This is a genomic window from Streptomyces sp. NPDC001231, assembly GCF_042896885.1.
GTDB lineage: Bacteria > Actinomycetota > Actinomycetes > Streptomycetales > Streptomycetaceae > Streptomyces.
Genome location: NZ_JBIAXS010000011.1, coordinates 66,990 through 88,195, shown reverse-complemented (window position 1 = coordinate 88,195; position 21,206 = coordinate 66,990). Strand labels below are relative to the sequence as shown.

General features: G+C 66.9%; 22 protein-coding genes and 1 pseudogene. 9 read left to right on the top strand and 14 right to left on the bottom strand.

Features of this window, described 5'->3' with window-relative positions:
• Position 1: 1 nt before the first annotated feature.
• Positions 2-1,060, top strand: a complete 1,059-nt coding sequence (locus tag ACFY3J_RS15635; RefSeq protein ID WP_390841049.1) for a hypothetical protein — start codon at positions 2-4, stop codon at positions 1,058-1,060.
• Positions 1,061-1,084: 24 nt separating this feature from the next.
• Here the strand turns inward: ACFY3J_RS15635 and ACFY3J_RS15630 are convergent.
• A pseudogene (locus ACFY3J_RS15630) lies at positions 1,085-2,007 on the bottom strand (hypothetical protein).
• 33 nt (positions 2,008-2,040) lie between these two features.
• Positions 2,041-2,448 (bottom strand): ATP-binding protein, encoded by a 408-nt coding sequence (locus tag ACFY3J_RS15625; RefSeq protein ID WP_384176131.1) that lies wholly within the window; start codon positions 2,446-2,448, stop codon positions 2,041-2,043.
• Positions 2,449-2,681: 233 nt separating this feature from the next.
• Between ACFY3J_RS15625 and ACFY3J_RS15620 the strand changes: the two genes are divergently transcribed.
• Together ACFY3J_RS15620 and ACFY3J_RS15615 are read left to right on the top strand one after the other, a co-directional pair.
• Positions 2,682-3,533 (top strand): helix-turn-helix domain-containing protein, encoded by an 852-nt coding sequence (locus ACFY3J_RS15620; RefSeq protein WP_384176133.1) that lies wholly within the window; start codon positions 2,682-2,684, stop codon positions 3,531-3,533.
• A gap of 9 nt (positions 3,534-3,542) precedes the next feature.
• Entirely contained in the window at positions 3,543-3,731 is a 189-nt protein-coding gene (locus tag ACFY3J_RS15615) for a DUF397 domain-containing protein (RefSeq protein ID WP_384176135.1), read from the top strand.
• Here ACFY3J_RS15615 and ACFY3J_RS15610 read toward each other — a convergent pair.
• The 12 genes from ACFY3J_RS15610 to ACFY3J_RS15555 form a co-directional block, all read right to left on the bottom strand.
• Entirely contained in the window at positions 3,723-4,313 is a 591-nt protein-coding gene (locus tag ACFY3J_RS15610; RefSeq protein WP_384176137.1) for a hypothetical protein, read from the bottom strand. The genes ACFY3J_RS15615 and ACFY3J_RS15610 overlap by 9 nt on opposite strands.
• 8 nt (positions 4,314-4,321) lie before the next feature.
• Positions 4,322-4,966, bottom strand: coding sequence for a hypothetical protein (locus ACFY3J_RS15605; protein WP_390841048.1), 645 nt, complete (start codon positions 4,964-4,966; stop codon positions 4,322-4,324).
• Positions 4,963-6,294: a hypothetical protein gene (locus tag ACFY3J_RS15600; RefSeq protein ID WP_390841047.1), complete on the bottom strand. Its 1,332-nt coding sequence runs from the start codon at positions 6,292-6,294 to the stop codon at positions 4,963-4,965. The genes ACFY3J_RS15605 and ACFY3J_RS15600 overlap by 4 nt, the downstream gene beginning before the upstream one ends.
• 45 nt (positions 6,295-6,339) lie before the next feature.
• Positions 6,340-6,813: a pilus assembly protein TadG-related protein gene (locus ACFY3J_RS15595; protein ID WP_384176343.1), complete on the bottom strand. Its 474-nt coding sequence runs from the start codon at positions 6,811-6,813 to the stop codon at positions 6,340-6,342.
• A gap of 5 nt (positions 6,814-6,818) precedes the next feature.
• The gene (locus tag ACFY3J_RS15590) at positions 6,819-7,247 is read right to left on the bottom strand and encodes a TadE/TadG family type IV pilus assembly protein (protein ID WP_384176143.1); all 429 of its coding nucleotides are present in this window, start codon (positions 7,245-7,247) and stop codon (positions 6,819-6,821) included.
• Entirely contained in the window at positions 7,248-7,721 is a 474-nt protein-coding gene (locus tag ACFY3J_RS15585) for a TadE family protein (protein WP_384176145.1), read from the bottom strand.
• A 147-nt stretch (positions 7,722-7,868) separates the two neighbouring features.
• Positions 7,869-8,120: a hypothetical protein gene (locus tag ACFY3J_RS15580; RefSeq protein ID WP_384176147.1), complete on the bottom strand. Its 252-nt coding sequence runs from the start codon at positions 8,118-8,120 to the stop codon at positions 7,869-7,871.
• A gap of 56 nt (positions 8,121-8,176) precedes the next feature.
• On the bottom strand, positions 8,177-9,100 hold the full coding sequence (locus ACFY3J_RS15575; protein ID WP_384176149.1) for a type II secretion system F family protein: 924 nt from the start codon (positions 9,098-9,100) through the stop codon (positions 8,177-8,179).
• A complete protein-coding gene (locus tag ACFY3J_RS15570; RefSeq protein ID WP_390841081.1) occupies positions 9,097-10,026 on the bottom strand; it encodes a type II secretion system F family protein in 930 nt (309 codons plus the stop codon). The genes ACFY3J_RS15575 and ACFY3J_RS15570 overlap by 4 nt, the downstream gene beginning before the upstream one ends.
• Positions 10,027-10,061: 35 nt before the next feature.
• Positions 10,062-11,369, bottom strand: coding sequence for a CpaF family protein (locus tag ACFY3J_RS15565; protein WP_384176151.1), 1,308 nt, complete (start codon positions 11,367-11,369; stop codon positions 10,062-10,064).
• The gene (locus ACFY3J_RS15560) at positions 11,366-12,274 is read right to left on the bottom strand and encodes a hypothetical protein (protein WP_390841046.1); all 909 of its coding nucleotides are present in this window, start codon (positions 12,272-12,274) and stop codon (positions 11,366-11,368) included. Before ACFY3J_RS15560 ends, ACFY3J_RS15565 begins: the two co-directional genes overlap by 4 nt.
• Positions 12,275-12,290: 16 nt before the next feature.
• Positions 12,291-13,007: an SAF domain-containing protein gene (locus ACFY3J_RS15555; RefSeq protein WP_384176155.1), complete on the bottom strand. Its 717-nt coding sequence runs from the start codon at positions 13,005-13,007 to the stop codon at positions 12,291-12,293.
• A 679-nt stretch (positions 13,008-13,686) separates the two neighbouring features.
• Between ACFY3J_RS15555 and ACFY3J_RS15550 the strand changes: the two genes are divergently transcribed.
• The 6 genes from ACFY3J_RS15550 (at position 13,687) to ACFY3J_RS15525 (ending at position 21,192) form a co-directional block, all read left to right on the top strand.
• Positions 13,687-14,343: a hypothetical protein gene (locus ACFY3J_RS15550; protein WP_390841044.1), complete on the top strand. Its 657-nt coding sequence runs from the start codon at positions 13,687-13,689 to the stop codon at positions 14,341-14,343.
• A complete protein-coding gene (locus ACFY3J_RS15545; RefSeq protein ID WP_390841080.1) occupies positions 14,340-15,374 on the top strand; it encodes a hypothetical protein in 1,035 nt (344 codons plus the stop codon). Before ACFY3J_RS15550 ends, ACFY3J_RS15545 begins: the two co-directional genes overlap by 4 nt.
• A gap of 458 nt (positions 15,375-15,832) precedes the next feature.
• On the top strand, positions 15,833-16,480 hold the full coding sequence (locus tag ACFY3J_RS15540) for a hypothetical protein (protein ID WP_384176161.1): 648 nt from the start codon (positions 15,833-15,835) through the stop codon (positions 16,478-16,480).
• A gap of 136 nt (positions 16,481-16,616) precedes the next feature.
• Positions 16,617-18,029: a PE-PGRS family protein gene (locus tag ACFY3J_RS15535; RefSeq protein ID WP_390841043.1), complete on the top strand. Its 1,413-nt coding sequence runs from the start codon at positions 16,617-16,619 to the stop codon at positions 18,027-18,029.
• Between the two features lie 844 nt (positions 18,030-18,873).
• Entirely contained in the window at positions 18,874-19,566 is a 693-nt protein-coding gene (locus ACFY3J_RS15530; protein WP_390841042.1) for a hypothetical protein, read from the top strand.
• 198 nt (positions 19,567-19,764) lie between these two features.
• Complete coding sequence (locus tag ACFY3J_RS15525; RefSeq protein ID WP_390841041.1) at positions 19,765-21,192, top strand: PE-PGRS family protein; 1,428 nt, start codon at positions 19,765-19,767, stop codon at positions 21,190-21,192.
• The last annotated feature ends 14 nt before the right edge of the window (positions 21,193-21,206 follow it).

The window sequence follows — 21,206 nt, the reverse complement described above, 5'->3', positions numbered from 1 at the left end:
GATGAGGCCCAGGCACGCCATTCCGGCGACGATCGTGTCTGTGGCCGGGATTCTCCTCGCCTCCACGCCCGCCGACGCCATCGGCGGCGGAGGCACCAACGACGGAACGCACGGCGGCACCGACCACAAGGACATCTACGCCTCCGCCACTTACTCCCGGATCACAGTCCGCCAGGTGAGCGGCCCCACCGGCGGAACGCGCGGCACCCTTTCCTCGGTGGACGTGAACTGGGAGCCGCCCGCCTGTTGGTACGAGCCCGTGTTCACCGGCGAAGAACTCCAGGCGTTCGTCGACAGGACAGACGGCAACGGCGACGTGGGCATCCATGAATCCTGGTTCGGCAAGAGGCTCTGGACCGACCACTACCAGGACGGCAAGCCCGGAACCAACTTCGACGACGAGTCCAGCACGGCCGAGGGCTACAAGGACTACAACGTCGGCAAGAACGGCTACTTCTGGCGCAGCGTCGCCCCGGATGCCTCGGACCCCAAGTCCTGGGACTGCGGCAGGATCATGTTCTGGCAGGATGCCGGCCAGGTCCCGAAGATCCCGCACACCCCGACACCCGAGATGCTGGCCGACTACGCGTACAACAAGGTCAAGGTCCCCGACACCGAGATCGAACTGAAGCCGACCACCAAGTCCACGGTGAACCTGCCGACTTGGGTCTGGCTGGACAAGGGCACTTTCAGGGAGGTCAAGGTCCGCGCGGAACTCCCCCGCACGAACCTGTGGGCGGAGACGACAGCCAAGCCGGTCGCCCTCCACCTGGCCCCCGGCACGGACGACGCCGAGACCTACCCGTCCTCCGGCAACTGCACCATCAACGACGACGGCTCGATCGGCACCCCGTACGCGAAGGGCAACGCGGACAGGACCCCGCCGTGCGGCATCAGGTACCTCCGCGCCACGAACGGCCGGCCGTACCGCCTCGAGGCGTCGATCACCTGGCAGATCACCTGGCAAGGCACCGGCGGCGCCAAGGGCAACCTCCCCGACGGCACCTTCGAGACGACCCAGGACATGAACGTCCAGGAAATCCAGTCGATCAACCGCTGAACCACCCGGGGTCGGCCGTCGTCCTCAGGCCGATCCGTCGCCATGGTCCACGAACAGCTCCTCCGCGCTCGTGGCGTGGACGGCCCGCTGGGCCCAGACCTCGAGTTGGTCCAGGTCGGAGCAGCTCTTCACTCGATCGCGTGTGGAGTCCGGTACAGGGATGCCACGCCAGTCGAGGATCCGGAGGACCATCGACGCACGCTCCTTCTCCACACCCTTCTCCACACCCTCCTCGATGCCCTCTTCGCGAGCCTGTTCCCGTACCTTCTCGGCGACCTCGTGCCGGAAGAAGTAGTTGACCGGCATCATCAGCTCCTTCCAGATCTGCTTGGCCTGGACATCGACCAGGCACGACTCCACGAACTGCGCGAGCATTCCAGCGCTGTCGGTATCGGTGGTCGCCAGGGCTGCCGCCAGCGGTTTCAGTATGGCAGCGGCACCCGGCCCTGTACCATGCGTCATCGCCGAGAACGCCGCAAGAAAGACATCTCGCTGGGCCTCCGCCTCATCGGCGATACGCGGCACGTTCTCCGGACTCAGCACCAGCGGTCGCACGGTGAGCGAGTGCCAGCCAGGCAGCCCCAGGCGGATCGGCCGTGTCGCCCAGCGGGCCGTGGACCTGCTCTGCGTCAGGACGATCAGCACCGGCTCCCAGCGTACTTCGCGTACAAGTAGCTGAGGTAGTAGGCCCAGCTCCCGCGCTTGTCCTCGTCCCGCTTGCCCTGGGACTCGACGACCAGAAGATACGTCCCCTCATCCGTCTCCGCCCGCAGCAGGGTGTCCACACGCCGCTCGACCGGCTCGATCTCCGTCAGGTCGGCGTTGAGGACCGCGAAATCGCGCGGTTCGGGAATCGGGATGTGCAGTACATGCTGAAGCGTGCGGGTGAAACCCGCCGGGTCCTTCTGACAGATCTGATGCAGACCTTCGTGTGACGAGCCGACCATCCGCTCTCCTTTCCATCCCATGCGATCAACGAGCTACGCCGCCACCAGGTCACACCACACGTACTTGCCCCGGTTGCCCTCCCTGGACAGTGGCTGCCAGCCCCACAGGTCGGCGCAGGCCCGGACCAGGGCGAGCCCGCGTCCCTCTTCCAGGTCGGCGACCTGGTCCAACCGTGCCGGCGGCTCGGGCGGCGCGGGATCGGTGTCCCATGCGCCGATCCGCAGTACGCCCACCGACCAGCGCACCCGCAGGGCAGCCGGCCCCTTGGTGTGCCGTACGGCATTGGAGACCAGCTCCGTCGCCAGCAACTCGGCCGTGTCCACATGGCGGATGAGGCCGTGCATCGTGAGGATCAGCCGGAGGGTCCGGCGGGAGATGGTGACCGCACGGGGGTCGTTCGGGATGTACAGGGTGTACTCCCACGGTTCGTTTTCGGGCATGGGTCACTCCAGTGACGTGAGGTGGGGTCGGGATGACGCCGCGGTGGTGGGCGGTGGCCTTGCCGCAGCCGTCGTGGCAGGACGGAGCGGTGCGCTTCCGGGGCCCCGGATTGTCGCAGCGTGTGCGTCGCGTCACCGACGGTAGGGCATTAATTTCTGCCCCTGCAACTGGTTGGCATAGTCTGACACCCGAACGTGGCACGTACTGAGGGGCGTTGAAGACGGGAGGGAACATGGCGCCAAGGAGCCATCCCACCGCGCGCCAACGACGTCTGGGCACCGAACTGCGCAGGTTACGTGAGTCCGCCGGCCTGAAGGCGCGCGATGTAGCGGCGTTCCTGAACTCGACCTCGGCGCAGGTGAGTCAGGTGGAGGCAGGCATCGCAGGCGTCAGCGAGGAGCGCATTCGTCGCCTGGCGTCCCACTACGCCTGCGCGGACGAGGTGTTGATCGACGCGCTGGTGGCCATGGGCGGCGAACGCACGCGCGGTTGGTGGGACGAGTACCGCGCGGTGCTTCCTCCCGTGTTCCTGGATGTCGCCGAGGCGGAGCATCACGCGGCATTCCTGCGAGAGGTGGTCATCAGCCACATCCCCGGACTCCTCCAAACCCGGGACTACGCACGAGCGGTCTTCGGTTACATGGTTCCCGAACTACCCGAGAGCGAGTTGGAGCCCCGGGTCGAGCACCGCATGAAGCGCCGGGCCGTGCTCAACCGCACACGCCCAACGCCGTATGAGACGACCGTGCACGAGGCAGCGCTCCGCATCCTGGTGTCCGATCGTGGAGTCGCCCGGACTCAGCTCCTGCACATCCTGCAGGAGATCGAGCGTGGACATGCGACCGTGCGTGTCATCCCGTTCGCCAGAGAGGGCTTCGCCGGAGCCGGGATCGAAATGGTGTATGTGGGCGGTCTGCTCCCCCGGCTGGACACGGTTCTCCGCGATGCCCCGCACGGCACCGCCTTCATCGATGCCGAATCCCAGCTGGCGCGCTTCCGTGCCCTGCTCCATAGAGTGGAGAAGGCAGCCCTGGAGCCCGTGGCTTCACGGGACTTCATCCACCACCTGACGAAGGAACTGTGAGGCGCCCGCATGGAGCAGGTCATCCGTTGGCGGAAGTCGTCGTTCTCCGGCGGAGGTGACGGCAACACCTGCGTGGAGATAGCGAACCTGCACAACCGCACAGCCGTCCGCGACTCAAAAGCTCCGGCCCGAGCCACGCTCTCGTTCCCGGCCGCAGCCTTCGCCACCTTCCTCGACTCCCTCAAATCGTCAGAGTGAGAGCGTCTTCGCGATGTCGTCGGCCATCCGCTCGGCCGGCTCGTCCAGGATCGGTTCCGTCCAGGAGACCAGCATCGTGAGGGCCGTCTGCATGCCGTCCGGGCAAACGCCGTAGAACACCGTGTGGACCACCGGGCGGGGGCCGAAGAAGCCCTTCTTCTCGCCGATGAGGTTCTGGCGGATGCGGACGGCATCGCCGAGGGCGAGCCGTACCTCGCGGATGTCCGGTTCGCCGAAGTCGTGGCTGGTCATGTGCTCGGCCAGCAGGGAGAGGGAGACCTCGGGGAACGTCTCGTCGGGGTGGATGGCGTCGAGTTCCATGATGGCCGCCACCGTCTCGTGACCGCTCACGTACCAGCCGAAGGCGGCCAGCGGATCGCGGGTGTGGCAGTCGGCGGCCGTGCGCTTCAGGTCCCGTGCCAGGCGGCGGACGTCGCCCCTCTCGCCGTCCTGCACGTACCGTTCGGCGAGTTCCTCCGCCTGGTGCTTGGCCCAGTAGTCCAGGTCCACGCTCCCGGCGACGGGGAAGGGCACCCAGTCCTCCGAGCACTCCAGGCCGAGGTTCGAGAGGTCGTCGGTCATGGTGTCGGTCACTCCGTCCAGGTCAGCGAGTCGGCGATCGCGTCGAAGAGTTCGGCCATCGCGTCCGCGATCGCCTCGAGCGGTGTGGAGAAGGTCAGCAGCAGGAAGGCCGTGCTGGCGGGTACTGGGACGTGGTACTCCACCGAGAGCGAGTTGCGCGGTGGCTCGGCGCCTTCCTCGTCGTTGCCCTGCGGTATCAGCCTGCGGACCCGGACGGCTGGGCCCGAGCGCAGTTCCTCGATGCTCACCGATCCCTCGCCGCCGTCGGCGAACCGCTGCGCCAGGGCTTCGAGCGGCAGGGGCTCGGGGTGCCGCAGCGGCGCCAGCGTGACCAGCAGCGACGCGGGGATGGTGAAGGGGCCGACCTCCTGGAGGCTGAGGTACAGCTCGATGCCACCGCTGCGGTGCGCCTTGGCCGCGCGGCGCCGCAGGTCCCTGTGGAGTTCCTCCTTCAGGTGCGGCGCGTTGTCGATGCCGTGGAACTGGCGCTCCACGAGCGCGTCGATCGACTTGTCGCGCTGGTCGGGCTCCAGGAGGATCCGGAACCACCCGTCCGGAAGCAGCAGCCGGTAGTCGCCCGGAGGAGCCGTCTCCTCGGTCTCACCGGTCTCCTCGGTCTCACCGGTCTCCTCGGTCTCCTCGGTCTGGTTCATGCGGGTTGCTCCATGGGGTTCGGTTCCGGCGCCGGTCGTTCCAGCCAGAGCCGGCTGCGCAGCTGGTGTGCGGCGTAGGGCACCGCCTGTAGGACGAGGCCGACCGCCCCCGCGAGGATCGCCGCCATCCCCGCTCCGGGGTGTACGTCCTCGATCCACAGGCCCTGGACGATGGAGAACCATGATCCGAACGCCATGGTGGCCGTGGACGACAGGCCGACGATGGTGCTGGGGAAGCGGGACAACGTGCGTGCCGTCCCCGCGGAGTCGGGCAGCAGGTTGGTGCCGAGCGCCCCCAGTGCCTTGGGCCATGGGGCCTTCCCGACCAGCTTGCGCTCGGAGCCGGGCAGCCCGGCGGTCCGGCGCAGCCTGGACCAGCCGTCGGCGCCACCCCTGCCGCCGAACCAGAGCTGCCACGGAAGTACGGCTCGCACCTGGTCGTGCGGGCCGCGCAGTTCGACCCCGAGGGGCCGGCCGGTCCGGTCGCGCACCAGCACCAGTGAAGTCAGGGCGTGCGGACCACTGAGCGGAAGCCAGTACTCCCGCCCGCCGAGAACGCGCAGGACGAGATCGCGGTCCTGCACTCGCAACTCCGTGTCCCGGCAGAACCTGACGGTCGCTCCCGTCCCTTCCACAGGCGCGGGCCGGATCCGATCCCGTACGACAGGGACGCACTCCCGCAGTCGCAGCCGGGTCCACGCCCGTACGACGAGCCGCGCCATCGGGCCGACGAGAGCGGTGGCGGCCAGCAGCAGGATGACCCAGGGTTCGGTGGTCTCGAAGAACAGGACCACCGTGAACAGGGCGAACCAGACCGCTCCGGCCACGGCGCGAACCCCCCAGTACCACAGAGGGAAATCACCCCCTGGAGCAAGGGACTTGGCTCCGCGTCGACGTGAACCGGACGCCAGCAGCGTGTCGTCTCGGTCAGTCACCACGTGCAGGGGGATGCCCGCGGCCTTGAGCAGGGCGGCCACACCCGTACGGTCGAGCAGTTGCTCGCCCTTCACCCATCGGTCCGGGAGCGCGGGCGACTCCGGCAGCCAGTCCTCCATGTCGAAGGAGCCGACCAGCGCACCATCGCGGTCCTGTAGCTGGACCTCGCCCCACGAGCCCCCGATCGTGGGCCCCATGCGTTCCTTGTCGTCACCGGGGATGTCGAGAAAGACCGCGCGTGTGATCCCACCGTCTCCGATCGGAAAGCGCCACGTGCGCGTGCGCGTCTGCAGTACGAGGTCGCCGTCGTCCAGGTAGAGCCGTGAGCGGTGGCACAGTTCGAGGCCGGGGCCGCGTGACGCCGCAGGCCTGAGAGCCGGTTCGTAGATCACCCGGTGACCCGGTCCATGTCCATCTGCTGATCGCTCATGTCGGCGTCACCCCACCTCGTTCTTGGCCACGGCCCGACCGTGGACGACCACGCTGCCGCCGTAGAACATGCCGGTGAAGACGGGCGAGTACGACAGCTGGATCTCGACCTGTACCTGGTCGACGTCGGCTGCCACGCAGTGGCTCGCGGCGATGTCGGCGCCCGTCATGCTCATCTCCCGGGCGAAGGCCTTCACGCGGGCGTCGCAGTTCTCGTAGTTGATCGGGGCGGGACCGCCCTCGTTGTCGTAGAGGGCCTCGCGGTCGATGTCCTGGGCGGCGTAGCGGGCCGCCTGTTCCGCTATGTCCGCCGCCCGTTCGCGCTTGGAGATGGACAGGCCGCCGTCGATGACGAAGGCGGACAGGGCGAGGAAGACCAGCGCGAAGATGATGACCGCGCCGGCGCCCGAGCCGCGGTCGTCCAGTGCGGTCGCTCGGGTGGACCACCAGGTGCGCACGCGATCGGCCGCGGCGGCGCTCACGTTCCTCACGCCGACCTCCGGAAGGGGTCCAGCGGCGAGCTGAAGCTCGCGGACAGCCGCGTCGGGATGTTCAGGCCCAGTGACGCCAGGCCGCGCACCTGGCAGCTGACCTCGACTGTGAACAGGGTGTCGGGGGCGAAGCCCGCGCTCGTCTGTACCACGGAGACCGGCCCAGAGCAGACATCGGCCAGGTCCGCCTCCGCCGCCTTGCGCGCCTCGGACATGGCCGTCGCATGGTCCTTCTGGATGGAGCCCGCGCGCGCCGCGTCCCGTGCCGCTCCGTCGACCGCGCCACGGCCCTCGACGAGTTGGCCGAAGGCCACCAGCACCAGGATGAACAGGATCATCACCGGGGCGAGGATCACGACCTCCACGGTGGACAGGCCGCTGTCGTCACGGGCGGACGAAGAAGACGGCCGGGAAGAGCGGTTCATCTAGTTCCCGTCCTCCCGCACGAACCTCTCCACCGGACCCGACGACTGCGCGTGCACCGTCAGATCCAGGCCCGGGAACACCGTCGGGATCCGCGCCGAGATCTCCACGCCCACGGTGTTCTGCTCCGGTTGCAGCATCTTCACGTCCGGCGACAGCACCAGTTGAGGGCCCAGTTGACGGATGTAGGCGTCGACGACGTTCCGCGCCTCGCCCCGCCAGGCGCCGGGCTGCTCGTCGGCCGTGGCGCGGGCCTTGCGGGCGCCGGCCTGGGCCGCCGCCTGGGCGACGTGGTCGGCGAAGAAGTACAGCGCGAACTGCACCGTCGCGAAGATCATGAAGAACAGTACGGGGGTGAGCAGCACGAACTCGATCGCGGTCATCCCGCGGTCGCCGCCGGTGGCCGCCGCCTCACGCGCGACCCGCACCCTGCGGCGTACCGCGCGTCGCACCCGTCCGCCCACGTCCGCCAGCATCCCCGTCCACCCCGTCGTGCTTCCTCGTCGTACGCGCGTCGTACGTGCGCACGTCCTGCGTACGCTCGCCGTACGTGCCCTCGCCGTAGCACTCGCCGTACGTGCCCTCGCCGTAGCACTCGTCGTACGTGCCCTCGCCGTGCCCGGTCAGCAGGTCTTGCCCGCGTCCGCGCCCTTGATGCAGTCGCCCACCTTGTTGGCGCCCTCGCTCAGCGCGGAGTTGATGATGGCGGCCACCACGCCGACGATCGCCACGACGACCGCGGAGATGATGACCCACTCGACCGCGGAGGCACCGCGGTCCAGTTCGCCGGAGCGGGCGCGCCGCACACGGCCGCCCAGGAAGGTGACCAGGAAGTCCACGGCCGGGATCCCGGTGTGGAAGTCTCGTCCGTTCATGACAGTCGTTTCCTCTCGAATTCAGGGCAGTTGGCAGGGTTTGGCAGGGGCGGCGCTCACACCTGGAACACCCGCATCGCCGCCGGGAAGATCAGGAACACCAGGAAACCCGCGCACAGCAGCAGCTGGGCCACGAGCATCGACTGGGACTTCTCGCCCGCGCTGCCCTCGATCTCGGCCAGTTCGCGGTGGCGCATGGTCTCGGCGCGCGAGGCGAGCGACTCGCGCACCTTCGCGCCGTCGTCCGCGACCAGGGCCAGGGAGGCCGAAAGGTCCTTCAGCTCCTCCACGCCCAGCTCCTCTCCTAGCTGCCCGAGCGCCTGCCACTGGCTGATGCCGGTGATCCGGGCGTCGGCGAGGGCGTTGCGGATCCGCTGGTTCGCCCAGCCGTCGGACACCTCGGCCGCCGCCATCAGCGCCTCCGGCAGACCGCGGCCGCCGGCCAGGCTCATGGACACCAGGTCCAGATACGCGCCGATGACCCGGCGCAGGTCACGGCGCTTGTCGGCCGCGTCCCGCCGGATCTCCAGATCGGGCAGGAAGAAGAACAGCGCCGCGCACAGCAGCGCCAGCCAGACCGGGATGACCGGGCTGCGGCCGAATCCCAGCGAGTAGACCACGGCGAACAGCAGCGGACCGAAGAACAGCCCGGCGACCGACAGCAGCACCTTCGTCGCCAGGAACCTCTCCCAGCTGCGCTCCAGCACCGCGAGATCGGCGCGCAACGAGCGCTGCTCCCAGCCCTGCTGAAGGTAGAACTCCGCGACGCGCGCGCCGACCTGGGCGCGGAACGTACCGAAGCGGCCCGTCTCCTCCCGGGTCTGGTGCCGCGTCTCGTACGCCGCGCCCCGCGCCCGCATCGCGTCGATCCGCGCGACCTGCGCGACCGCGCTCCGCCTGGACGGCAACAGGGCGCGTACGAGGGCGTAGACGCCGAGGCCGAGGACCGCTCCGACCACGACCGGCATCGTCAGGTTCACCGGCGTACCCCTTCCTCCTGCTGAGCGGGCGTGCGCGGCCGTACGAGCTGCACCGCCGCCCCGTCCCGCACCAGGAAGCGTTCGGGCGTCTCGATCGTGGACAGCTTGCGCAGCCACCAGAAGCCGAGCGCGAACAGACCGCAGACGACCGCGAGGACCAACTGGCCGACCGGGGTGCCGTACGGCGAGACGAAGTCACGGTTGAAGACGGACAGTCCGAGCACGAAGGCGACGGAGACGGCGACGACGATCTGCACCGAGCGGCGGGTCGAGGCCCGCTGGGCCATCACGCGCTGACGCATGTCGACCTCCTCGCGCGCCGACTTGGCCAGGGCGCCGAGAACCTGGCGCAGACCGGGACCGCGCAGCCGGGCGTTGAGGATGAGCGCGGCGACGATGATGTCGGCGGAGGCGTCGTCGATCTCGTCGGCGAGCAGTTGCAGCGCGTCGGGCAGCGGAGTGCGGGCACGCAACCGGTCGACCAGAGAGTCCAGGTGGGGACGCAGGACCGGGGCGGCGGCGCGCGCCGAGGCCGGGATGGCCTGCTCCAGGCCGACCGCGCCGGCGATCGTGTCACGCAGCGACTCCGTCCAGGAGGCCAGGGCCTCCACTCGGCGCATCGCGGCCCGCTCCTCCGCCGCACCGCCGAAGAGGCGGTCCCAGAAGAAGAGGAGGACACCGGCCGCGATGCCGGCGACCGCCCACCGGGTGAGCAGCAGGACGGCGAGGCCGACGAGAGCGGCGACGGAGCCGCGCTGCCCGGCGAAACGGAGCAGTTCGCTCGCCCGCCGGCTCGCCCTCTGCTTCTCGTGCTCGGGCTTGGCGGGCAGTCCGCGGACGGCGACGACCAGCAGGGCGAGACCGCCGCCGACGGCGACGCCGGAACCGATCGAGTACAGGACGGTGGTGGAGAACAGGCCCCCCATGGAGCCGAGCGGGTCCAGTGCGGCAGACGTCATGGTCACCCCCAGGTTCCGTGGGGCTGGTAACCGTGCGCCATGAGGTCCTCCAGGCAGGCTATGGGCGCGTGCGGCACGACCCGGCCGTCGGGCGTTTCGGCGAACACCTCGCTGGACAGCACGCGGCCGTCGACGCCGTTGACCTCGCGGACCGAGGTCACCATGCGCTGAAGCCGGCCGCCGGTCTGGAAGTTGTTGCGCCGCTGGATGAAGACGACGAAGTTCACCGCGCCCGCGATCAGCATCTGGCTGGCCTCGATGGGCAGCCGCTCCGTCGCCTGCAACGCGTAGGTGGAGATGCGGTTGAAGACCTCGCTGGAGCTGTTGGCGTGGATCGTGGACAGCGAGCCGTCGTTGCCCTGCGACATCGCGTTCAGCATGGTCACGATCTCGTCGCCGAGCACCTCGCCGACGATGACGCGGGAAGGGTTCATACGAAGGGACCGGCGCACCAGCTCGGCCATGGAAATGGTGCCCTGACCCTCGGAGTTGGGCAGGCGCTCCTCGAACGCCACCGTGTTGGGGTGCAGTTCGGGGAAGGTGTCCAACCCGAGCTCCAGCGCCCGCTCGACCGTGATGAGCCGCTCGTGCGGCGGGATCTCGTTGGCGAGGGCGCGCAGCAGCGTCGTCTTTCCGGCGTTCGTGGCACCCGCGATCATGATGTTCTTGCGGGCGCGGACCGCGCAGGCCAGGAAGTGCCCCAGCTCCGGCGCGAGCGTGCCGTTGCCGACCAGGTCGGAGATGAACACCTTGCCCATCCGGGCCCGGCGGATGGACAGCGCGGGCCGGCGGGTCACGTCCATGACGGCCGACAGCCGCGAACCGTCCGGCAGCCGCAGGTCGAGCTGCGGGTTGGCGGAGTCGAAGGGGCGGGACGACAGGCCCGAGTAGGCGCCGAGCACCTGGATGAGCTCGATCAGCTCCTCGTCGGTCTCGGCGACCGGCTCGCCCTTGACCTCGCGCCCGTCGGCGTACCCGACGAACACCTGGTCGCAGCCGTTGATGTCGATGTTCTCGACCTGCGGGTCGTCGAGCAGCGGCTGGAGCCGGCCGACGCCGAACAGCGCCGCGTGCACGGCGGCCGCGTACTGCTCCTCGGTCTCGGCGTCCAGCGGCGTACGGCCCGCGTTGATCTCGGCGCGGGCGTACTCCTCCAGTATCTGCGCTATGACCGCGCGGGCGTACTGCCGCTCGTCCTCGCCGGACATCGGCGTGACGCCGTTGACCTGGTCGAGTCGGCGCTGCTCGGCGATGCGGTCACCGGCGTCCTGCCGGAACCGCTTGACCAGCTGGTGGTCGACAGCGGTCATCGCCCGGCTCCTGGCTGACCGTTCATGTGGGGCGGGTGCTGGCCGTGCTGGTTCACGTGCTGGGCCTGGGGCGCCTGCTGCGTCTGGTGCGCCTGTGCGGATACGGCCCAGGCGGCGCCGTACTGCTGGTACAGGTCGGCGGTGACCTTGCGGGCCGAGCGGATCAGCAAGGACTTGTCCAGGCGGCCGCGCCTGCGCCCGGCCAACTGGTCGGCGCCTGCCGGGTCGTCGGCGATGGTGCCGACGACGCGGGCACCGGTCTGGGCGTGCACCAGCATGTCGTTGACCTGACCGGAGACCTTGCCCGCGGTGTTCGGGTCGGCGACCAGGACGACGCCGACCACCGGGGTCGCCAGGCTCGCGGCACCGCGCGGGCCGCCGTGCAGCTTCGCGGACAGCGCGGCGGCGCGGTCGCGGACGCGGGCGATGGCCTCCGGCTCGGTGCGCGAGATCAGCAGGACGAGGGAGGCGTGCGGGAACAGTTCCACGGCGGGGGTGTCCCCGCTGATCCGGCCGCAGTCGGCGATGACGTCGGCGGGCGCGTTCGGGGAGTCGGCGAGCGAGGCGAAGGCATGGCCCAGGGTGGGCCACAGCCCGGCGAGACCGGCGGCCTGCTCGGCGATGCCGAGTCCGACGAGGACCTCCAGGCCACCGCTCAACGGCTGTACATGATCCCAGAGTTGGTCGGGAACGAGCCCGCGGCGCGCGGTCGCGGCGATGGACAGCATGCCGACGTTCGGGTTGAGCGGCCCGCCGTGGGCTGCGGCGCTGCGGTAGACGAGGTCGCCGCCGGCCGGGTCCGTCTCGGCGAGCAGCACGCGCCGCGGCCAGACGGCGGCCAGCGCGACGGCGGCGGTGGTGACGCCGGGCGAACCCTTGTCGGCGGCCAGTGCGATGAGGGCCATGGGTGCGCTGCCGCCCTCAGTTGCCGGGAACGACGACGACGGCGACGGAACCCGCGGAGGCGGCCTGGGTCACGGCGGCGGCGTCGGACTGGTCGACGAGAAGGGTCAGCGACAGGTTGCCGGTGCTCACGGCGGCGTCGCTGTTGTCGCTCTTGAAGCTGACGCGCGCCTTGTCGACGATGAGGTTGCCGCCGGCGGACGAGCCGGTGGAGCCGCTGCCGGAGTTGGAGCTCGACGCGTTGTCGCCGACGCGGTAGACGGCGACGATGTCGCCGCTCTTGATGCCCGACGGGTACTGCCCCTCCTTGAGGGCGACACCGACGGAGGCCTTACCGGCCGGAAGGCTGCTCTTCGCGCCGAACATCTGCCCCACCACAACCGTGCCCGCGTAGATGGTGGACTTGGCCTTGAGGGCCTTGAGGGCGCCCAGCTGCGACCACTGGACGTAGTCGATCGAGTCGTCGGCGGCCACCATCACCGAGGTCACGTCATCGGAGGTGACGGACTCTCCGGCCTGGATGTCCTTCGCCACCTTGACGACCTCGATCCGGTCCCCGGCCTGGAGCACGAGCATCGTGGCGCCCAGCGCGCCCACCAGGATGAGCAGCACCGCCAGGGCCGCGAGCGCCGGTTTGCGCTCGCGAGGCGATGTGGGAAGCCGGTCACCGACCGACGGTTGGGCCGGAGCCGCGGCACGTCCCGCGCCCGCCCCCGTACGCTCCTGGATCTTCACGCAACCGCTCCCCGTACACCCAAGATGTCGTCTGCCAAGCTCTTTGCCTGGGCTGCAAACCCGGACACTTCACCAGCGATCCGGGCGATGTCGCGACTATCCGGCGCGGGGTCGAGTGTCAAGCCATCGCACGGTATCAGCCGCACATAAGCCCCTCAAGGCGAGTCAGGCCCCTTGGGTCACGGTCGACTTGACGTTATCCGTCAGCAACTCCATTGCAGGCCTGCCTCATGAGGCGCGACCGAATCACACCCACGCGAGTGTGCGACCGCGAACCCGTCGTCACGGTGACCCTCTGGAGTCCCGGCTCACGCCTGACCCGCGACCACTGGGCACGCACCATGCCTGCACGAATTGCTCACAAGGGAGCGGATCAGTCATGCCGTGATCTTCCCCATGAAGCAAGCACCGTTGACCTTGTCCGCCTCTGCGCTGGTCACCGTCGCGCTATCCGCCTGCTTGAACGATGCAGAGGACATCGCCGCCGCCGACAAGCGACTGCCCGGCCGTGACCCACTGGCACCGCCGCGACTGGACCGATCAGGCTGCGCTGCATCACACCTCGGCAGCAAGAAGTCCGAAATTGACCTACCCGGAGAGGGGCCCAGCTTGGCGGAAGCAACCGCAGCACCGATACCGTCGAACTCCCTGACTAACTCAGCGCTCACGGGGAGTCACAGTGAAGCGACGTTCTTTGCCCGTTGCTGCCGCGCTCGTCGCAGCCGCAGCCTTGTTGACGACGGCTTGCAGTGGCGGAGGCGGCAGCTCCAAGGCCAACGACACGATCCCGGGCGCTGACACCCGCGATACGCAAGCGTCGCCATCGCCCAGCGCTGACGCTTCGGACGAGCCTCATCGACCAGACATCACGCTGCCCGGCGACGTCAAGGACGTCTTTGAGAGCTGGCATACAGGCGATCCGACCAATGACGCCATCCTCGCCGATGCCGGCCGTGCGCAGACTGCCACCAACTACGCAATCATCAAGGGGAACCCCGACGAACCGGCTCTCGCGTTCTACCGGCAGGGGAACGCTCTCGTCGGCGGCGCTGAGTGGGTCAAGTCCTTTGTAGATGCCGGGATCACCTACACGGGCACTGTGCGGTACTTCAACCCCAACGTGATCACCTACAGCAAGACCTCGGCAGCGGTGACGTTCTGCACGGATGAAACGAAGGCGTTCAACAAGGACACGAAGACGCAGAAGGTCGACAGGACACCCCCGGACAGCGACTCGTACGTCTACTACAACACGCACCTGAAGCGGAACAAGGACGGCGTCTGGCAGACCACGGAGCTCGTTTCCGACAGGGGGAACGCGAAGTGCACGCCATGAGGTTGCACCGCGCGGGGGCTGCTATCAGCATCCTTGCCGCTGCATGCCTGCTGGCCTCGAGCCCAGCCTACGCGAAGCGCGGTCCGGGCGGTTCCGACGGCGGCGCGAAGACGTCGGGGACCAGATCGGGGAACACGCTTGAGTCACGCATCACCTATTCCGGCCGCATCGGCGGGATCAACGGCACCTCGACAGGCAACGTAGCCCCCATCGGCAATTGGAACCCGCCCGCGTGCTGGTACGAACCCGTGTCAGCCAAGGATTTCCAGAACCAGGTCGAGAGCCAGTACGCCGAGGTCGTCAACGACCCCCGGCAACCCAACTATGCCAAGGCGGCGACGGGCCAGTTCCGGAACACCTACAAGGATGACAAGTATAAGAACTACAATCTCGACAAGGCCGACGAAGGCAACTGGTGGATAGCAGTCCAGGACCCCAACCGCCTTGACGACCCGGGCGCGTTCACCTGTGACAAGCTGCCTTTTTGGGTCCGAAACGGCGACACACCAGCCGTACAGAACGCCATCACGCCACAGGTCCTCGCGGAACTCGCCTACAGCAGAATCCTGCTCCCCGACACCAAGGTCACCCTAGCACCCCAGAACGTGACCAAGGTCAACCTCCCGACATGGGCGTGGCTTGATCCGTCCGCGTTCAAGCCGGTCCAAGTGACCGCTTCCCTCAACGCGGCCGGCCTCAACATCCAGGCGACGACCACCGCCAAACCGGTCTCCCTCAAGCTCCAGCCCGGAACCGCTGACGCAGAGACCTACCCCGCCTCGGGTGAGTGCGCGATCAATAATGATGGCTCGATCGGCGAGTCATACACCAGGGGCAAGTCCGTCCAAGCACCACCTTGCGGAATCAAGTACCTCCGGTCCTCCGGCAACGGACCGTTCAACCTCAAAGCGACCATCACCTGGAGGATCAACTGGATCGGCACCGGTGGCGCCGGCGGAGAGCTTCCCGATGGCACCTTCGGGGCGACACAGGACGTCACCGTCCAGGAGATTCAGGCCGTCAACCGTTGAGCAACTGATGCCATGTCGAAAAACGAGACAGAAGCGATGACAGGCTGTTCTCGAAAAAAAGACTCAGCCCACGAGCGTCAAGCAGGGTGCAGGCGGCGGCTTGCGAGGGCGCACTGGGCCAAGGCTTGCCGTGAGTGGAAGTACCGGATTTTTTCATCAAAGGCCGGTGAAGAGACGGTAAGGCGCGCCCAGGGCCGCTTTACGGTAAACATCGCCGCTTATTGCTGCGCATCGCTGATACAAGGCCGGACATGTCAGCAGCGTCATGCTGTACCAGACAACAGGGCGGGGTCTGCTCGCACAGAGCCCAGACCCCCGTCTTCCCATCAGGCACGCGCTCCTGGCTTGGCCAGCATTTGGCATAGGTAGAGTCAGGCGGGCACTTCATCCCGATGATCTTGGAGGTACGAGTGGCATTCGGCGGGCGTAAGAGGGCGAAGGCAGCGGAGGAACCACCGGTGGAACCCACGCCGTGGGCAAACGTGCGCGAGTTCGTCATCAGCTCCGTCGAGCGCCCCAAGTCACCAAAGCGGATGCGTTCGGTGTGGGGTAAGCCAGCTGTGCGCGTGCCAACTGGCAGTAGCGACTACCCTGCCCTCGCCCCGTGTGCGTTCCTCGGTTCATCGTCCGTCCCAAATCCTCCGTCTCGCCCTGAACTCACACTTTACGAGGACATAGACAGCCAGCGTCTACTGTGCTACGTCGAGGAACCTCAGGAAGTAAACAGAGAACAGCACTATGTCGTGCGCGACTCACGGCAACAGGCCATCGGGACCCTCCGCCGCGTACCACCGAAGCGCCCTTTCAAACACACCTGGCGAATCGACCAACCCGGACATCCCACAATCATCGGCCGTAACGAATGGGCCAGTGGAACTGCCGGTCAGGCAGTTGCACGCGTTGCCATCCGTGCCGCCTTCGAAGCAGTGGACAGCGCGTTCTATGCGGGCACCGACCAAAAGCCAACAACCAAGGCCCGGACTTTGGAATGGCTGGCCGGGGACGAGGTCGTCATGACATCGGAGGGTAGCTCCAAAGTAGAGATCCAGGCGGACTGGGTCGATCGGCGACTAGCGTTCGCCTTCGCTCTGGTTGGAGACAAGTAGCCTGCCGCCGAACTTACTTGCGTCCGGTCGCGCCGGCGGACTCGCCGCATATGACGCGACCCTTCCGCTCTGATTGAAGTGAAGATGTCAAGTCTCGACGCCTGCAAGGTACGCACTTTTGGGGGGAAGTGAGAACATGAGGACCGTCAATCCAGACAATCTTGATCAACTTGCCAAACTACTCGACGGGCGTGGTGGCGTACGGGACAAGCTGGACGAAGCCTTTACAAGGGCCTCCCGACTCGCGGTCACCAGTCATCTCGCGGCGCTGAAGCCATTACGAAGCTGGGTCGGTGATACTGCACCCGACCTGCGTAAGCGAGCCTCGATCGCTCGTCTGGAAAGCGGCGATCCAGAAGCCGGCCTCAGGTGGGCAGGGTTCGAACCCAAGGACATCGAGAAGTACCTCAAGAAGCACGACGGCGATGGGCTGAGCCCAGACGAGATCCTCCTTGCCAATTCGATAGCTGCCAGCGACGACGCGCACGCGAGCGCCTTCAAGCGCCAGCCACATGAATCGCTCGACGACTGGGTCAAGAGAATCAAGACACATGCTTTGGAGCAGATCCCCGGGCTCAAACCTCACGCAGAGACCATCATGACCGTGATCGACCTGTATGGGGACTGGAAGGACGTCACCAAGGCTACAACTGTCGTTACGATTCAAGGGACAGCCCTCACCAAAGTCCTTGTCGGCAACTTGTTTAAGACGAATGTCTTGGGACCTTGGAAGGACCGGATCGGCATGGCGCTGCGAGGGTCCAACAATGGGCTGCTGCGATGGTCCGGGGGAAAGATCCTTGCAGCGAATCCGACCATCCGCTCCTTGAGCGCACCAGGCAGTTGGCTGCCCAGCAAGCTCAGTCAGTGGGCTCAGAAAATCCCCGGCGCAAATGGAATGATCGGCGACTGGACGGGCGGTGTACTCGACAGGCTCCGTCGCACGAGCATCATGCGCGCTCCCATCGTTAATGGGATCTCCGTCAACAAAGCCATTAATTTTCTGGTCGGTTCTGACGCCGTGGCTGCTCGGTACGGAGGAATTACCCACTCGGGACAAGCAGTGGCACGGGCTGGGAACGCCAGCCTCGTCAAAGTCACGAACAATATCTACTCGAGGGCTCGAGGCCTCGGGTTCAGCCGCACGGCCTCCCTCGCCAAGGGCTTGGCCGGGGCTGGCAAAGTCTCGGGTTTCCTGCGAGGGGCGGGCATCGCCGGGAGCGCGGCCTCGACGGTGTGGAGTGCCGCCAACGTCATTTCGCAGGGCAACCCGGTCGATGCCTTCAAACGTAAGGGCGCCGGCTATGTGGCCGACGTGGCCGAGGTCGGCTTCAACGCCTCCCTGACAGCCGCGATGATCGCCCCCAACCCGATCACCATCGGCCTCGCCGTGGGAACCGGCGTCATCTATGCCGGCGCCAAGGTCGTCGAGCACTGGGACGACATCAAGAAGGGGGCGGGGAAGGCTGCCGACTGGGTGGGAAGCAAGACGAAGGACCTGGGCAAGAGCATCGCCAAGTCCAAGGTGAATCCAATGAACTGGTTCTGACCACAGGGAGCGGGATGAGCTACGCCCGCCGCCGCAGGCGCCCGTACAGCAACCCGCCGATGACCCACGCCTGAGAGGGGGACACGCCGGTAACCTCCGTGCTCATCCGCAGGGGCGAGCCAATCCTGAGTGTCGGCTTGCCTGGCCCCGACTCCTTGATCAGCTGCCGGGCGACCAAATCAAGGCGGCGCATCGTCTACCGCACCCGCGTGCACAGGGGCAGCGACGAAGGACAAGCGCCCGGTGTGTGTAGGCAAGGCTTCGCCGGACGGGTTGCACCTGCTGCGCGGCGGCGGGTTCCGGCTACCCGGCAACAACGCCGCACAGGCCGACGGTATGACTCGCACAGCGACGCTGTGGGAGAGCCAAGGCCTCCCCCTCCGAGGACCAGACACTCTCCCTACTCAACAACGGCGGCGTTCAGCGCTTCCCGACTGGTCTGTCCCTCACCGTCTCGTACGTCGACACCGCAGCGGGAGCCGCCGGCATCGGCGCGAACTGCGCCGCGATGCCCGTCGCTGTGTACAAGGACGTCCGGGTTGGCGACACGGTGGAATTTGCGGGGGTGATGTTCGAGGTGTCGGAACTCGCCAAGAAGGGCGTGTGGTTGAGACAGGCCAGCAAGTAGGACAGAAAGGCCGCGCCGCCGTCCGTGCTGCCTTCTGTCTCTTCACCTGCCTAGCCTGCGTCGAGCGCTGCTCGAGCCTGTCACGGCGACGGGCCTAGGCTGTCTGCAGTGTCCAACGTGCCATCGCCGAGCCTTTTCGGCTCGGCCCCACCGGGTTTGATGGTTCCTCTACAGTCGTGTCGTTCCCTGATGCACAGGTCGCGATAGGAGTCAGGTATGGCGTTCGGCAGGAGCAGGAAGGCCGAAGAGCCGCGCGTGCAGCCCGTCGGCTGGGTGGATGCGTGGGAGTTCGTGATCGGGACCGAGGAACGTCCGGCCGCGAGTGGTCGGAAGAACGCCGTCCACGGGCCGCGTGCCTTCCGTGTTCCTAGCGGCGGTGGCATGCACCGCGTCTTCGCACCGTGCGCGTTCTTCCCGCCAGAGTCCCAGTCGTCAACGTCCACGCCCGGAGATCTCCGCTTGTTCGAGGACCCCGAAGGACAGCAGCTTCTCTGTTACCTCACCGCACCGGAAGACAGAAGCGGAGAACGCTACTTCCGGGTCCACGATGGCGACGGACGTGTCATCGGTTCGATTCACACAGCCGCCGCTCTCAGGCGGGCGCTGAAGCCGGAGTGGTACATCGAGCAGCCCGGGCGACCCGCCATCGTGAGCTGCCACGAGTGGGCGAAGGGCGGCACCAAGGGAATCGTTCAACGGGGAGCCGGGAAGTTGCTCACGAGCGTCGTCCAGGGTGTGGCCGACCTCGGAGCGGAGGGAGGTGACCATTCCTCGCCGCAGCGGCCACTGGAGTGGCGGGCTAGTGATGAGTTGGTGATGACGTCTCAGGGACACCGGTCGTTCCTGCTCAGGGCCGGGTGGATCGACCGGCGACTCGTGTTCGCATACGCCCTGGTACGCAATGGATGAGCTGTCCGCCTCCGCACGGACACCCATTTGACGATCGTCTGGCGTTCGTCTCCATTCCGAGGAGAGCCAAGTAGGGCACCATCCCGATCAGCGGGTTGCCTTACGGGGACGAACGGCAAGTCCTCGTACGATGATTATCCTGAGCCGGTAGGGACCAATAAGATCAAAATGCGTGCCGCACTTTTAAGGGGGAAAAGCGTGAGGACCGTCAATCCGGACGATCTGGACCAGCTCGCCAAACTCCTGGACGGACGGGGCGGCATACAGGACAAACTCGACGAGGCCTTCACGCGAGCCTCACGACTCGGCGTCACCAGTCACCTCACGTCTCTGAAGCCGATGCGCGGCTGGGCCAAAGACGCAGCACCCGACCTGCGCAAGCGGGCCACAATCGCACGTCTGGAGGACGGCGATCCCGAGGCAGGGGTACGTTGGGCGGGATTCAGCGCGAGTGATCTGCAGAAGTACCTCGATAGGCACGGTGGAAAGGGACTCTCTCCGGACGAGATCCTACTCGCGAACTCCGTTGCGGCCAGCGACGACCCGAAAGCCTACTCCTTCAAGAGAACGCCCGACGAGTCGCTCAATGACTGGATCGAACGCATGAAGGCCCACGCAATCACGCAGATACCCGGGCTGCAGCCCCATGAGGGGACCATTGCAACAATTATCGGTTATTACGGCGATTGGACGTCGGTCACGAAGGCCACCGCCACCATCACTATGCAGGGCACTTCACTGACCAGGGTACTGCTGGGAAACTCCCTCAAACAGGGTGCGCTCACAACCTGGAAGAACCGTATTGGACTTGCGCTCCGAGGCACTAACAACGGTGCACTGAAGTGGGCCGGTAACGGACTCGTCGAGTGGACTCCCAAGCTTCGCTCGCTCAGCGCACCCGGTAGTTGGTTTCCCAGCGCCCTCAGTTCATGGGCACGGAAGGTCCCGCTCCTCCGGGGGCCCGTCGGCGACTGGACTGGCACCGCTTACAACGCAGCCCGCCGCCTGCCGATCATGGATACGCCTCTGTGGCGGGGTCTGACCGTCAATAAAGCCATTAACTTTTTGGTCGGATCAGACGAACTGGCGCAAGTTTATGGCGGTTTCACCCACTCGGGTCAAGCCGCAATGCGAGCTGGCAACGCCAGCCTCATCAAGGTTTTCACCAAAGCTGCAAACGTACAGCGATTCACCAACTCGCTGCCGAATGCCGCGCGCGGCGCAGGCGCATTCCGCACCGGGCTCGGTGCGGCAGCGAAGACGGCCGGCTTTCTCCGGGGCGCAGGTATCGTCGGCGGAGTCGCCTCGACAGGGCTCAGCGCCGCCAACGTCATTTCGCAGGGCAACCCGGTAGAGGCCTTCAAGCGCAACGGTGCGGGCTACGTGGCCGACGTAGCAGAGGTCGGCTTCAACGCATCCATGACCGCGGCCATGATCGCCCCCAACCCGATCACCATCGGCCTCGCCGTGGGAACCGGCGTCATCTATGCCGGCGCCAAGGTCGTCGAGCACTGGGACGACATCAAGAAGGGGGCGGGGAAGGCTGCCGACTGGGTGGGAAGCAAGACGAAAGACCTGGGCAAGAGCATCGCCAAGTCCAAGGTGAATCCAATGAACTGGTTCTGACCACAGGGAGCGGC